Annotated in this window: 15 protein-coding genes; 4 read left to right on the top strand and 11 right to left on the bottom strand. The window is 60.7% G+C overall.

The features are described from left to right. Positions 1–3: 3 nt before the first annotated feature. Entirely contained in the window at positions 4–531 is a 528-nt protein-coding gene (gene hydN, locus AS136_RS02985; protein ID WP_008806174.1) for an electron transport protein HydN, read from the bottom strand. Positions 532–666: 135 nt separating this feature from the next. After that, a complete protein-coding gene (locus AS136_RS02980) occupies positions 667–1,680 on the bottom strand; it encodes a LacI family DNA-binding transcriptional regulator (RefSeq protein ID WP_016161695.1) in 1,014 nt (337 codons plus the stop codon). A gap of 267 nt (positions 1,681–1,947) precedes the next feature. Here AS136_RS02980 and ascF point away from each other — a divergent pair, with 267 nt between their 5' ends. The 3 genes from ascF (at position 1,948) to AS136_RS02965 (ending at position 5,331) form a co-directional block, all read left to right on the top strand. Next, a complete protein-coding gene (gene ascF, locus AS136_RS02975; RefSeq protein WP_012540772.1) occupies positions 1,948–3,390 on the top strand; it encodes a PTS cellobiose/arbutin/salicin transporter subunit IIBC in 1,443 nt (480 codons plus the stop codon). 26 nt (positions 3,391–3,416) lie between these two features. Beyond that, positions 3,417–4,841, top strand: coding sequence for a 6-phospho-beta-glucosidase (locus AS136_RS02970; RefSeq protein ID WP_008806177.1), 1,425 nt, complete (start codon positions 3,417–3,419; stop codon positions 4,839–4,841). Positions 4,842–5,022: 181 nt separating this feature from the next. Beyond that, complete coding sequence (locus AS136_RS02965; RefSeq protein WP_012967361.1) at positions 5,023–5,331, top strand: SymE family type I addiction module toxin; 309 nt, start codon at positions 5,023–5,025, stop codon at positions 5,329–5,331. On the opposite strand, the gene hycI is transcribed toward AS136_RS02965, so the two are convergent. From hycI to hycA, 9 genes are all read right to left on the bottom strand, one after another. Then, on the bottom strand, positions 5,328–5,798 hold the full coding sequence (hycI, locus tag AS136_RS02960) for a hydrogenase maturation peptidase HycI (RefSeq protein ID WP_023298125.1): 471 nt from the start codon (positions 5,796–5,798) through the stop codon (positions 5,328–5,330). The genes AS136_RS02965 and hycI overlap by 4 nt on opposite strands. Further along, complete coding sequence (locus AS136_RS02955) at positions 5,791–6,201, bottom strand: formate hydrogenlyase maturation HycH family protein (protein ID WP_008806180.1); 411 nt, start codon at positions 6,199–6,201, stop codon at positions 5,791–5,793. The genes hycI and AS136_RS02955 overlap by 8 nt, the downstream gene beginning before the upstream one ends. Beyond that, positions 6,198–6,965, bottom strand: coding sequence for an NADH-quinone oxidoreductase subunit B family protein (locus AS136_RS02950; protein ID WP_002914891.1), 768 nt, complete (start codon positions 6,963–6,965; stop codon positions 6,198–6,200). Before AS136_RS02950 ends, AS136_RS02955 begins: the two co-directional genes overlap by 4 nt. Next, positions 6,965–7,507, bottom strand: coding sequence for a formate hydrogenlyase complex iron-sulfur subunit (locus tag AS136_RS02945; protein WP_023323175.1), 543 nt, complete (start codon positions 7,505–7,507; stop codon positions 6,965–6,967). The genes AS136_RS02950 and AS136_RS02945 overlap by 1 nt, the downstream gene beginning before the upstream one ends. A 9-nt stretch (positions 7,508–7,516) precedes the next feature. Further along, positions 7,517–9,226: a formate hydrogenlyase subunit HycE gene (gene hycE, locus AS136_RS02940; RefSeq protein WP_004151044.1), complete on the bottom strand. Its 1,710-nt coding sequence runs from the start codon at positions 9,224–9,226 to the stop codon at positions 7,517–7,519. A gap of 16 nt (positions 9,227–9,242) precedes the next feature. Then, positions 9,243–10,166, bottom strand: coding sequence for a respiratory chain complex I subunit 1 family protein (locus AS136_RS02935; RefSeq protein WP_023323176.1), 924 nt, complete (start codon positions 10,164–10,166; stop codon positions 9,243–9,245). Positions 10,167–10,168: 2 nt separating this feature from the next. After that, positions 10,169–11,995 carry a formate hydrogenlyase subunit 3 gene (gene hycC / locus AS136_RS02930; protein WP_023323177.1) on the bottom strand — a complete coding sequence of 609 codons (1,827 nt, stop codon included), beginning with the start codon at positions 11,993–11,995 and terminating at the stop codon, positions 10,169–10,171. Beyond that, on the bottom strand, positions 11,992–12,600 hold the full coding sequence (locus AS136_RS02925; RefSeq protein WP_012540764.1) for a 4Fe-4S dicluster domain-containing protein: 609 nt from the start codon (positions 12,598–12,600) through the stop codon (positions 11,992–11,994). The genes hycC and AS136_RS02925 overlap by 4 nt, the downstream gene beginning before the upstream one ends. An 82-nt stretch (positions 12,601–12,682) precedes the next feature. Next, a complete protein-coding gene (hycA, locus tag AS136_RS02920; RefSeq protein ID WP_004205645.1) occupies positions 12,683–13,132 on the bottom strand; it encodes a formate hydrogenlyase regulator HycA in 450 nt (149 codons plus the stop codon). Positions 13,133–13,341: 209 nt separating this feature from the next. On the opposite strand from hycA, the gene hypA reads away from it, so the two are divergent. Continuing rightward, the gene (hypA, locus tag AS136_RS02915) at positions 13,342–13,686 is read left to right on the top strand and encodes a hydrogenase maturation nickel metallochaperone HypA (protein WP_012540763.1); all 345 of its coding nucleotides are present in this window, start codon (positions 13,342–13,344) and stop codon (positions 13,684–13,686) included. Positions 13,687–13,688: the final 2 nt, after the last annotated feature.

Genomic DNA, 13,688 nt, shown 5'->3' with positions numbered 1-13,688 from the left:
GACTTACCAGGCCAGCGCCGTACGGCGACGTTTCTCGATATTCATCTGCTCCAGCTTGTTGCGGTCAACGCACACCAGGGCGTGCGTCGGGCAGACTTCCATGCAGGCCGGGCCGCTCTCGCGGTGGAAGCAGAGGTCGCACTTGTTGGCTTCGGCTTTTTCCGCCACGACGTTCAGTCCGGCGCCGCTATGGCGGATCACCGGGCGCACCACCACCTCCATCGCCCCGTACGGGCAGGCAACAACGCAGGTTTTGCAGCCGATGCAGCGCTCCTGCATCACATGGACAAAGCCTTTATCGCGGCTGATGGCGCCGTTCGGGCAGACGTTGGCGCAGGGGGCGTCTTCACACTGACGGCAGGCGGTCGCCGTGGAGACATTGACCCCTTTGATCACGTGAATACGCGGTTGAAAGGTGTGAGGCGTCAGGGCGGCGCAATCCTGATGTTCCTGATGGGACACCACGCAGGCCACTTCGCAAGTGCGACAGCCGATACATTTGCTCGCATCAGCGATAATGAAACGGTTCATCCATTTCTCCAGCAGTAAGAAGGTTAGGCGCCGGAGTATGCATAATACGTTCCAGTTTTTATATCATTGATAGTTAAGAGAATTAAATCGAACATTTGCTGTCATCGTCAGTAGTGACGATGACAGCTGACGACGTCAGGCACAGGGACCCGCCACCAGTGAATCACGCTCAATTAGCGCCCCGGGGAAGCTCTGCTGAAAGTTGAACTCCCCACCATCCAGCATAAATATCAGCCGATTGATGCTCTCTTTAATCATCTCCGTCACCGGTACCCGAACGCTGGCGAGCGACGGCACCATATACGGCGCCAGCACAATATCATCAAACCCCACCACCGAGACCTGATCCGGAACCTTAACGCCCAGCTGGTGAAGCTGCTTCATCGCTCCGATCGCCATATCGTCATTGCTCGCCACCAGCGCGCTGTAGGTCACCCCGCGCTGACGCAGGCTCTCCACCGCCGCCGCGCCGGTTTCCGGCGTCCAGCGCCCCTCCGCGATAAGCGCCTCGTTCAGGGCGATGCCGTGGCCAGCCAACGCGTCTTTGTAGCCGGCAAGGCGTTCGACGCCGGTGGGTGAGTCAAGGGAGCCGGTAATAAAGGCGATATCGCGATGGCCAAGCGCAATCAGCCGCTCCACCACCCGCATCGCCGAGGCTTTTTGATCGGACCAGACGCAGTGGCTGGCGTGGCGGCGCAGGCGGCGATTAAGCACCATGATCGGCTGCGAGTGGTTCTCGACGATCTCGTCCATCTCGTCAACGGTGAGAAAGCGCGGGTAGATGATGATCGCATCGCAGCGCAGGTCCAGCAGGTACTGGATCGCCTCCCGCTCCTCTTGCGCGCTGTGCTTGCCGTCGGCCAGGATCAGCTGTCGTCCCTTGTCTTCCGTCATCCGCGCCACGTGATACAGCAGCTCGCTGAAATAGACGCCGTGGTACAGGGTGTTGGTCACCACCAGGCCCAGGGTTTGCGTCGTTTTGGTCGCCAGGTTGCGCGCCAGCAGATTAGGCCGATAGCCGCTCTCCGCCACTGCCTTAAACACCCGGTCTTTGGTCTCCTGACTGACATAGCCGTTGCCCGACAGTACCCGCGAAACGGTTGCCTTCGATACCCCCGCGCGCTTTGCGACCTCCAGCATCGTTGCCATGTGATTCTTCCTGTTGCAAAAGTTGCAGGCAGTGTACTGCACGTTTCCCGCTTTTACAGCATTCCCCTGTTCACCACCGCGATCCGGCTCACGGCGACGCTTCGCGATCAAAATCACAAAATTGAGATCATCTTTTTTTATTCCTTGCGCAATCAAATGAAACTCACCATGATTTTGTGGAACCGGTTTCCTATATAAACATGGTATCGCCCGGCGATGCGGCGCGGTAGCAGATCAGTACCCTATTGATAAACAGGATAAAATCCGATGTCGAAAAATTATGCAGCCCTGGCGCAACAGATAGTCGAGGCAATCGGCGGAGTCGATAACGTCGCCGCCGTGACCCACTGCATGACCCGTCTGCGCTTCGTGGTCAAAGACGACGAAAAGGTCGATAGCCCCACCCTGAAAGGCCTGACCGGGGTACTCGGCGTTGTGCGCAGCGATAACCAATGCCAGGTGATCATCGGCAATACCGTTTCCCAGGCCTACCGCGAGGTCGTGAATCTGCTGCCTGGCGACCTGCGCCCGGCTGAGCCGCAGGGCAAAGCGCCGCTAACCCTGAAACGCATCGGCGCCGGGATCCTTGACGCGCTGATCGGCACCATGTCGCCGCTGATCCCGGCGATTATCGGCGGATCGATGGTCAAGCTGCTGGCGATGATCCTCGAGATGAGCGGCGCGTTGCCGAAAGGCTCACCGACGCTGACCCTCCTGACGCTTATCGGCGACGGCGCGTTTTTCTTCCTGCCGCTGATGGTGGCCGCCTCCGCGGCGGTGAAATTCAAAACCAATATGTCGCTGGCTATCGCCATCGCCGGGGTGCTGGTGCATCCCGGGTTTATCGAATTGATGGCCAAAGCCGCCCAGGGCGAACACGTTGAATTCGCCTTTATTCCGGTTACCGCGGTGAAATACACCTATACAGTGATCCCGGCGCTGGTGATGACCTGGTGCCTGTCGTATATCGAGCGCTGGGTGGATCGCATTACCCCGGCGGTGACGAAAAACTTCCTTAAGCCGATGCTGATCGTGCTGATCGCCGCCCCGCTGGCGATCCTGCTGATTGGCCCGCTGGGCATCTGGATCGGTAGCGCCATTTCCGCGCTGGTGTATACGATCCACAGCTATCTCGGCTGGCTGTCGGTGGCGATCATGGGCGGGCTGTGGCCACTGCTGGTGATGACCGGGATGCACCGCGTCTTTACGCCAACCATCATTCAGACCATCGCCGAAACCGGCAAAGAGGGCATGGTGATGCCATCGGAGATCGGCGCCAACCTGTCGCTGGGCGGATCGTCGCTGGCGGTGGCGTGGAAAACCAAAAACCCGGAGCTGCGCCAGACGGCGCTGGCCGCCGCGGCATCGGCGATTCTGGCCGGGATTTCCGAACCGGCGCTGTACGGCGTGGCGGTGCGCCTGAAGCGCCCGCTGATCGCCAGCTTAATCAGCGGCTTTATCTGCGGCGCGGTGGCGGGAATCGCCGGTCTGGCCAGCCATTCGATGGCGGCGCCAGGGCTGTTTACCAGCGTGCAGTTTTTCGATCCAGCCAATCCGATGACTATCGTCTGGGTATTTGGCGTGATGGCGCTGTCGGTGGTGCTGTCGTTTGCCCTGACGCTGATCCTCGGCTTTGAAGATATTCCCGTTGAACAGGCCGCTGCCGACGCCAGAGCGCGCCAGGCCCGGGCCCAGGCATCCCACGCCTGAACACACAATTGATAATGAGGTAATGCATGGCGAGTTTCCCACAGGGATTTTTATGGGGCGGCGCACTGGCCGCCAACCAGTCTGAAGGCGCTTATCTTGAAGGCGGTAAGGGGCTGACCACCGTGGATACCCTCCCCCACGGCGCTCACCGCCTGCCGGTAAAATTAGGCCTGGAGAAGCGCTTTACGCTGCGTGAAGACGAATTTTACCCCAGCCATGAGGCGATCGATTTTTACCATCGCTATAAAGAAGATGTTGCCCTGATGGCCGAGATGGGGTTCAGCGTCTTTCGAACCTCCATCGCCTGGAGCCGCCTGTTCCCGCGCGGCGACGAGCAACAGCCGAATCCGCAGGGCATCGCCTTCTATCGCTCACTGTTTGAGGAGTGCAAAAAGCACGGTATCGAGCCGCTGGTCACGCTGTGTCATTTCGACGTGCCGATGCATCTGGTGATGGAGTACGGCTCCTGGCGCAACCGCAAAATGGTGGATTTTTTCAGCCACTACGCCCGCACCTGCTTTGAAGCTTTTGACGGTCTGGTGAAATACTGGCTCACCTTCAATGAAATCAACATCATGCTGCACAGCCCCTACTCCGGCGCCGGGCTGGTGTTTGAAGAGGGTGAAAATCAGGAGCAGGTGAAGTACCAGGCCGCGCATCACGAGCTGGTGGCCAGCGCGCTGGCGACAAAAATCGCCCATGAGATTAACCCGCAAAATCAGGTCGGCTGCATGCTGGCGGGCGGCAATTTCTATCCTTACTCCTGCAAGCCGGAAGATGTGTGGATGGCGCTGGAGAAGGACCGCGAAAATCTGTTCTTTATCGACGTCCAGGCGCGCGGCGCCTATCCGGTGTGGGCCGCGCGGGTGTTCCGGGAAAAAGGGGTCACGATTGCGAAACAGCCGGGCGATGACGAGATCCTCAAAAACACCGTCGATTTCGTCTCCTTTAGCTACTATGCGTCGCGCTGCGCCTCGGCGGAGATGAACGCCAGCAATACCAACGCCGCCAATATCGTCAAGTCGCTGAAGAACCCGCACATCCCGGCCAGCGAATGGGGCTGGGGCATCGACCCGCTGGGCCTGCGCATCACCATGAACATGATGTACGACCGCTATCAGAAACCGCTGTTCCTGGTGGAAAACGGGCTTGGCGCCCGCGATGAGATCGATGCCAATGGCGACATCAATGACGACTATCGCATCAGCTACCTGCGCGAGCACATCAGGGCAATGCGCGACGCTATCGGAGACGGTATTCCGGTGCTGGGCTACACCAGCTGGGGCTGCATCGATCTGGTCTCGGCGTCAACCGGCGAGATGAGCAAGCGCTACGGCTTTGTCTATGTCGATCGCGACGATGCCGGCAACGGCACCCTGGCGCGTAAGCGTAAAAAGTCATTCTTCTGGTACCAGAAGGTGATAGCCAGCAACGGCGCCGATCTCGACTAAGCGTCCTCGCCCACGCGCGCCCATTCCCCGCGATAAACGGGGGACGGGCGTCTGCTTTCTGTTGCATCTATTACATGCTTTTTTCTCGAGCCTGATTCCAGTTTCTGGTTTGCCTCCTGTTCACAATAACTGGTATTTTATCCAGTACTTTTACAGGGGTATCTTCAGCAAGGAGCACATCATGAGCGCACAGCACACTACCGCAGCCAGAGGGATAGCCAGGGCCATTCGCCAGTTAACCGTGGGATATGTCAGAAAACGCCATGAAGACCGCAAAACGCGGGAGACGCGGCGCTACACCCGCCACGCAGCCCTGAACCTGAACGGCGACTGGCTGGAGCAGGCGGGGTTTCCGGTCGGCACGCAGGTCAGAGTCTCGGTGTCGCCCGGGAAATTAGTGATAGAGAATCTTGAGCTGGCGCCGCCGGGAACGGGGCTCCCGGCAGGTCAGTCGTGCGCCGGCGGAGAGCCCGGTTCGCCGCTGGGTTAATCGTCTGCGGCCTCCAGCCGGGCAAAGCCGCCCTGGCCCTGCCAGTCTGCCAGCTGCTGGTACACCCGGGCAACGGCCTCTTTTACCGGCTGGGTCATCGGATAATAAAAACCGACGATATCCGGCTGAATGCCGAGGAAAATCACCTCGCCGACGTCCTCTTTCAGCTGATCGACCAGATAGTTGAGCGGCATGTTATGGGTGGTCATCATAAACATCTCGGCGATATCGTCGGGATCGATGACGCGAATGTCACCGGGGTTGAGGCCCATATCGGTGGCATCGACAATCAGCAGGCGTTCGGGGCGTAATTCACGGATCGCCACGATGTCGTTTTCCGGCGCGCTGCCGCCGTCGATGACCACCCACTGGCCGGCCGGGTTCGCCGCGCACATCTCCGCCAGCAGCGGGCCGGCGCCGTCGTCGCCCATCATGCTGTTGCCAACACAGAGTAAAACGTCAGTCACGTAATCTCCTCACCATCAGATAGATGGCGCTCTCCTGGTGAATATCATGCAGCATGCTGAGCATCGTTTTACTCCACGCCTGCTGCTGCGGGGTCTGCGCGGACTGCGCTTTATCAAAGGCGTTGGCCAGCATCGCCACATGGCTGCTGTCGATGACGATTTCGCCATACTTCGGCACGCCCTCCATTTTGCGCCGCGCGGCGCTCCCGGCCTCAAGGGTGGCGATCCATGCCAGATACGCGTCCCACGGGCAGCTCAGCGCCGCCTCGAGACAGTCGATGACGCCGAGGTGGTGGCCAATCGCCAGGCTGTAATAGACCACCTGCTGCGCCTGATCCGGCGTGGCGTCGTTCTCATCAATAAATTTACGGCTCAGCTGACTGAACACCACCGTCTCGCTCATCGGATACGCGCCCCCTCGACCACCTGGTTGAGATGGGTGACGATCTCGGTCAGACGCGGATCTTTCTCCGCCTCCAGCCAGCGCAGCACCTGGCTGTCGCCCTGGCCGAGCAGACGCATATAGTCGTCAGCAATCTGCCGGCCATAGCGATAGCCCGCCAGACGCCGCGCTTCGCGATCGATGCGCACCCGCAGGGGCTGCACCATATCGGCATGCAGCAGCTCGGTCGGCTGTTCGTCGAGTTCGCCTGGCAGACGAGCATGGATTTTCTGCTCCAGCAGGCCGAGCGCCATGGCAAAGCCGTACAGGGTGGCGGCGGGCGTCGGCGGGCAGCCCGGAATATAGACATCGACCGGTACGATTTTATCGGTACCGCCCCAGACGCAGTACAGGTCGTGGAAGATGCCGCCGCTGTTGCCGCAGGCACCGTAGGAGATACAGATCTTCGGATCCGGCGCCGACTGCCAGGCGCGCAGCGCCGGGGAGCGCATGGCGCGGGTCACCGCCCCGGTAAACAGCAGGATATCGGCATGGCGCGGCGAAGGCACCACTTTAATCCCGAAGCGTTCAGCGTCGAACAGCGGCGAAAGGGTAGCGAAAATTTCGATTTCGCAACCGTTGCAGCCGCCGCAGTCGACGCGGTAGACGTAGGCCGAACGTTTAATCTTCTTCAGCAGCGAGGCCTTCATGCTGGCGATGGATTCATCCACCGTCATCGGCACGGGTATGCCGTTTTCATCGCGCGGGCCAAGTAAAGTACTCATCAGCTGGCCTCCCTCATATGGCGGGTCAGTTCAATACGATCGGACGGCACCAGGCATTTCTGGCGCTTGCATTCCGGGCAGGTTTCGAAGCTTTCACGGTGCAGCTCGGCGCGGGTATCGCCGTTATGCTTGAGCAGCGCGATGGCGTAGTCGATCTCCTTCTGCACCGCGAACGGACGCTGGCACTCCCGGCAGTGGCAGATAGCGAAGCGCGACTGCTGGAGGAAATCCTCTTTCTTCCACACCGCCAGCTCATACTCCGGCGACAGCTTAATCGCCGCCGTCGGGCACACCTCTTCACAGCGGCCGCAGAAGATGCAGCGCCCGAGGTTGAACTGCCACGCCAGCTGATTAGTGGTCAGATCGGTCTCGACCATCAGGGCGTTCGACGGGCAGGCATTCACGCAGGCCGCGCAGCCGATACACTGCTGCGGCGTATGCTCCGGCTTGCCGCGAAAGTTTTTGTCTACCGGCATCGGCTCCAGCGGGTAGGCGTGCGTCGCGGTGCCGGTCTTAATAACTTTTTTAATAAAGGTAAACATGGCGATTCCTTATTTCAGCGGCGAGTTTTTACGCTCGATGCTGTAGCGCTCCAGCTCTTTGTACGGCACCACTTTGCTCTTCTTCTTGCGTACGTCGACAACGGTCATGCGGTCGGTACAGGAGTAGCACGGGTCGAGGCTGCCGATGATCAGCGGCGCATCGGAAACGGTGTTGCCGCGCAGCATATAGCGCAGGGTCGGCCAGTTGGCATAGGTCGCCGCCCGGCAGCGCCAGCGGTACAGTTTCTGGTTGTCGCCGGTCATGCTCCAGTGGATATCGTCGCCGCGCGGCGCCTCGGAGAAGCCCAGTGCGAAGCGGTGCGGAATATAGGTGAACCCTTCCACCATCAGCGGGCCGCCCGGCAGGTTATCGAGACCGAAATCAATCATATTCAGCGCGGTATAAACCTCGTTGATCCGCACCTTGAGGCGAGATATTACGTCGCAACCCTGCTCGCTGTGGACTTCCATCGGCAGCAGGCCGTAGCCGACAAACGGGTGGTCGGCGCGGGTGTCGCGGGCGTGGCCGCTGGCGCGCACCATCGGGCCGACGTTACTAAAGTCGCGGGCGATTTCCGGATCCAGACGGCCAATACCGACGGTACGCTGTTCCATATTCGGCGTGCTGAGCAGCATATCCACCAGCTCCTGCACGTCGCGGCGCATCTGCTGCGCCAGCTGACGGGTCTGGATCATGTCCTCTTTCAGCAGGTCGCGGCGGATCCCGCCGATCAGGTTCAGGCCGTAGGTTTTACGCGCGCCGGTGAGAATTTCCGCCATCTTCATTGAGGTTTCGCGCACGCGGAAGAACTGCATAAAGCCGGAGTCAAAGCCGGTAAAGTGGCAGGCCAGACCGAGGTTCAGCAGGTGCGAGTGCAGGCGTTCCACCTCCAGCAGAATGGCGCGGATCATCTGCGCCCGCTCCGGCACCACGATGCCCATCGCGTTCTCCACCGAGGTGGTGTAAGCGGTACTGTGGGCGAAGCCGCAGATGCCGCACACCCGGTCCGACAGGAAGGTCACTTCGTTATAGCCCATGCGGGTTTCCGCCAGCTTTTCCATCCCGCGATGGACGTAGAACAGGCGGTAGTCGGCATCGATAATGTTCTCGCCGTCAACGAACAGGCGGAAGTGGCCAGGTTCATCAGAGGTGACGTGCAGCGGGCCGATCGGCACCACGTTGTTTTTCTTGCTGCCGAGCTCGTTAATGAACTCGTAGGTTTCCGCGTCGGTGGTCGGCGCCGGGCGCTGGCGGTAGTCCATGCTGTCTTTGCGCAGCGGATAGAGTTCGTCCGGCCAGTCGTCCGGTAGCACCAGACGACGTTCGTCCGGCAGGCCGACCGGCACCAGGCCGTACATATCGCGCACTTCGCGCTCGCCCCACACCGCCGCCGGGACGCGCGGCGTCACCGACGGGTATTCCGGTTTGTTGGCGTCCACTTCCACGCGCACGGTGATCCAGCATTTGGTGCCCTGCTCCATCGACAGCACGTAATAGACCGCGTAGTGGCCGTTGAGCTTACGTTCATCGTTGCCGAACAGCACCGACAGCCAGCCACCCTGCTGGTAGTAGAGAAACTCCACCACTTCCGGCAGGTAGTTGACCTTCACGGTGATAGTTAACTGGTCTTTGGTCTGCCAGGCTTCGTCCAGCACCACGCCCGGAAAGGCCTGGTGCAGCGCCGCAAGATAGTGTTGACCGATTTTTTCTTCAGACATGCTCAAACTCTCTTAATCACGCCACCAGCAAGGAGACGAAAGCTAAAAAGGCGAAACCAAACCCGGCCCAGGTGACGCGGGAGGTGGCACAAAAACGCAAACGCGCCATGCTGTTTTCAAACAACGCGATAATCAGCACCCCGACTACCAGCTTGACGACAGCGACCACCAGCGCCAACAGCAGGCCGCCGACGCTGAAGCTGGTCATCTGGCCCCACGGGAAAAAGACCCCAACAAACATCTGCAGCACCACCAGCTGTTTGAGGCTGATGCCCCACTTCAGGATGCCAAAGCCGCTGCCGCTGTATTCCGACAGGGGGCCCTCCTGCAGCTCCTGCTCCGCTTCCGCCAGATCGAACGGCAGTTTGCCCATCTCGATAAAGGTGGCGAAGGCGCAGGCGCACAGCGCCAGAATCAGTGGAATGCTGTGCGCCGCCGGCCAGTGGTAAAGGGTATCGGTGATGGTGCTGATATGGGTCGAGGCGGCGACCTGCGCCGCCACCCACAGGCCCAGCAGCAGGATCGGCTCCACCAGCACGCCGAGCATCGCTTCGCGACTGCTGCCCAGCGCGGTAAACGGGCTGCCGGTGTCCAGACCGGAAATAGCAAAGAAGAAACGGGCGATGGCGAACAGGTAGATCAGGGTGATGAGATCCCCGAGCACCGGTAGCGGGGAGTCCACCGTCACCACCGGCAGCGCGGTGGCGATGGTCAGCATCACGCCCACCATGACGTACGGCGTCAGGCGAAACACCCAGCCCGAGGCGTCAGGGCCCACGCTCTGGCGGCTCAGCAGTTTCAGGATATCGCGATACTCCTGCAGTACCCCCGGTCCACGGCGGTTATGCAGCCGCGCGCGGGCGACGCGAACGATCCCGGACAACAGCGGCGCGACGGCAAACAGCACCAGCGCCTGTAGCAATGCAATTAACAGACTCATTCTCAGGCTCCTCGCGAAATGACAATCACCACCAGCACCGCCAGCTCAACCAGCGCGATCCCGCGCAGCAGCGCCGGCGCCGAGGCCGATTGCCAGCCCGGCACCAGACGCACCGGGTTCAGCCAGTGACGCAGCTTCAGCAACGGCGCAAAGGCCTCTTTCACCGGCATGGCAAAGCCGTGGGCCGTTACCACCATCGACTGCTCGTGGTCGTAACCGCAGACCCACGCCGCGCCGCGCGAGCGCGCCGACAGGCGATCGCCTTTAAAGAAGATCATCAGCAGGAACGGCAGCAGCGGGCAGGCGATAAGCAGCAGCGCGATCATCGGCTGCGATACCACGCTCGATACCTGAGCCTGCACCGGGAAGGCGCCGCTCACCAGCGGCAGCAGCCACGGCGCGGCGATGCCGCCAACGAGGCAGAAGACCGCCGCCAGTATTACGCTCAGGGTCATCAGCCAGGGGGCGCAGGTGGCGTTTTCCGCCTCTTTCGTCCGCGGCGCGCCGAGGAAGGTCACGCCATAGACTTTCGCCATACACATCACCGCCAGTGCGCCGGTGATCGCCAGGCCGACGGCCAGCAGCGGCCCCAGCAGACGGCCAATAAACAGGTCGCCGGTGCTCATTTTGAAGAAGGACTGGTAGATAACCCACTCGCCGGCGAAGCCGTTCAGCGGCGGCAGGGCCGCCATTGCCATCAGTCCTACCAGCATGGCGAGGGAGATCAACGGCATTTTTTTACCGATGCCGCCCAGCTTCTCGATATCGCGATGGCCGGTACGGAACCACACCGCCCCGGCGCCGAGGAACAGCGTGGTTTTGAACAGGCTGTGGTTAATCAGGTGATACATACCGCCGATAAAACCCAGCACCATCAGCGTGCTGTTGCGGGTTGCCACGCCGGTAACAAAGGCGCCCAGCCCCAGCAGGATGATGCCGATGTTCTCGAGGGTGTGATAGGCCAGCAGACGCTGAATGTTATGCTCCATCAGGGCATACAGCCCGCCGATAAAGGCGGTGATCATCCCCAGCGCCAGCAGCATGACGCCCCACCACAGCGGCGGCACACCGCCGGCCAGCGAGACGGTCAGCATGCCGTAGAGACCGACCTTCATCACCACGGTGGAAAACAGCGCGGCGGCTGGCGCGCTGGCCCCGGCGTGAGCCTGCGGCGCCCAGCCGTGCAGCGGGATCGCCCCGGCCAGCAGGGCGAAACCCACCAGCCCCGGTAGCCACAGCAGCGGGTTCTGCATCATATCCACCGCCTGCAGGTTGATCTGCGCCAGCTCGAGGGTGCCGTAGGTCGACCACACCAGCCAGCAGGTCCAGGCCATCAGCAACGTGCCGAGACGCCCCAGGGCAAACCACAGCTTACCGGAGGCGGCGCAGCCGGTGAGAAACGCCGCGCAGAGCGCCATGATCTCCGCCATCACCACCAGCGAACCGATATTGGTCACCACCACCGCGCAGGTGGCGGCGGCCAGCAGCAGGTTGACCAGCAGGCCGTTGGCCTTCACCTGCGGATGGCGATGCCAGCTAATATTGAACAATGACACCGGCAGCGCCGACAGGCCGATGGCCAGCAGCCACAGCGCGTTGACACCGCCCACCCGCATCGTCAGATGCAGAAACTGCAGCATGCCGCCGTGGATCCGTTCCGGCATCAAGAGCGCTGCGCCGCCGGCAACCACCAGCATGGCGCTGGCCACCGCGCCGCCGATCCCGGCAATAGCGCCGCTGAGCGGTTTACGCATGGCAAACACAAAGGCCAGCACGGCGCTGGCGGCGTACCACATTACCGCCTGATTGACTAATCCCATTACACTCATTCCCTCTCCCCCTGTTGCGCCTGGAACAGCGACAAGTCGCCAAGGTCGGTATTAAAGGTCAGCTGGCGTTTACGCTTGCTGGCCTGGGCGATATCCCGGCTATCCACCAACAGCAGCGCGTTGGTCGGGCAGGTCCGCACGCAGGCCGGGCCCTGGTCATCGAAGTGGCAGAGGTCGCATTTCACGGCAATGGCGCGCACGCCGGGCACCCAGTCGAGCAGCGAGCTGACACGGGCCGGCGCCGGCGGCGCGGGGGGCGCCAGTCGGGTATTGGCATTGGCCGGAATATCCAGCGGACGGCTGCCGGAAAATTCGATGGCGCCAAACGGGCAGGCGATGCCGCACAGTTTGCAGCTTACGCACAGGCTCTCGTTGAGCTGGACGGCGCCATCGACGCGCTGGATGGCGTTAACCGGGCAGACGGTGGCGCAGGGGGCATCTTCGCAGTGGTGGCACATCTGCGGTGCCGATTCTTTTTCATTACGCATCACCTGCAGCCGCGGCATAGCCTGCAGGCCGTGCTGGCGATGCGTCTCAGAGCAGGCGGCTTCGCAGGTGCGGCAGCCGATACAGACAGTGGAGTCAGCAATTACAAAACGGTTCACCGGGTCATCCTCGGGTGAAAGTCATTTTTGACGAAATCAGGTTGCGCAGGTGTCATTTTCGACACGTGTCGACACCTCGCGATCAGTGGGTCAGGGCCAGATGGCTTAAATCCACCGGTTGGTCTTGCTCCATGGCGTCATACAGACGGTCATAGACGGTGGCGATAATCGCCAGATAGTGCTCCAGCACCTGGTCGCGGGAGCGGTTGCTGATCCGCCCGTCCACCGTGCCATCTGCCGCCAGCGTGGCCTGAGCAATCAGGTACTTATCACCGCCGCCTTTGTTTTCGACGTAGTATTCGATGGTGTGGCTGTTAAAGCCTTCCGCCAGCGCGACAAACACCTGAAAATGGCCGAACAGCACGAAGCACAGCTCTTTATCCGGCGCGCAGCTCATCGCGTGATGCAGGCGGGCCTTCGACAAGGTGATCCCCTGAACCAGCGAGTTACAGTAGATGTGCCACTGCTCCTGCTGCTGCCGGTGGCGGTCGGCGATGTAATCCGCCTTTTCACTTATTTCCCAAATAGTCATATCGGTTTCTCCGTTGCATGAGATGCACCCTCTAAGCATTTTTCATGCCAGGTTTTATTTAATTGATTTAACTATGTTTTTGTATTCATCCCTGCCGACGCGACATGTCGATGACAGCCCCGGGGCGTCGACATCGACATCGACGGCCACGACGATTTCATTCTGGCATCGTTATTGCATACAAGGCGCATTGCGATACGGAGGCGACTATGCACGAAATCACCCTCAGCCAGCGGGCGCTGGAAATTATTGAACAACAGGCGCAGCAGGCCGGCGCGCGACGGGTGACCGGCGTGTGGCTCAAGGTCGGCGCATTTTCCTGTGTGGAAGCCAGCGCCCTGACCTTCTGCTTTGAGCTGGTCTGCCGGGGCACGCTGGCGGAGGGGTGCGAACTGCATATCGCCGAACAACAGGCTGAATGCTGGTGCGAACGCTGCCAGCAGTACGTCCATCTTGTCTCGCAGCACGTCCGCCGCTGCCCGCTCTGCAATAACGACCAGCTACAGATCGTGGCGGATGACGGCTTACAGATTCAGCGTTTAGAACTGGAGTAAAC

The sequence above is a fragment of the Klebsiella sp. D5A genome (assembly GCF_001620885.1).
GTDB lineage: Bacteria > Pseudomonadota > Gammaproteobacteria > Enterobacterales > Enterobacteriaceae > Klebsiella > Klebsiella variicola.
This window is presented reverse-complemented; position numbering and strand designations above follow the sequence as displayed.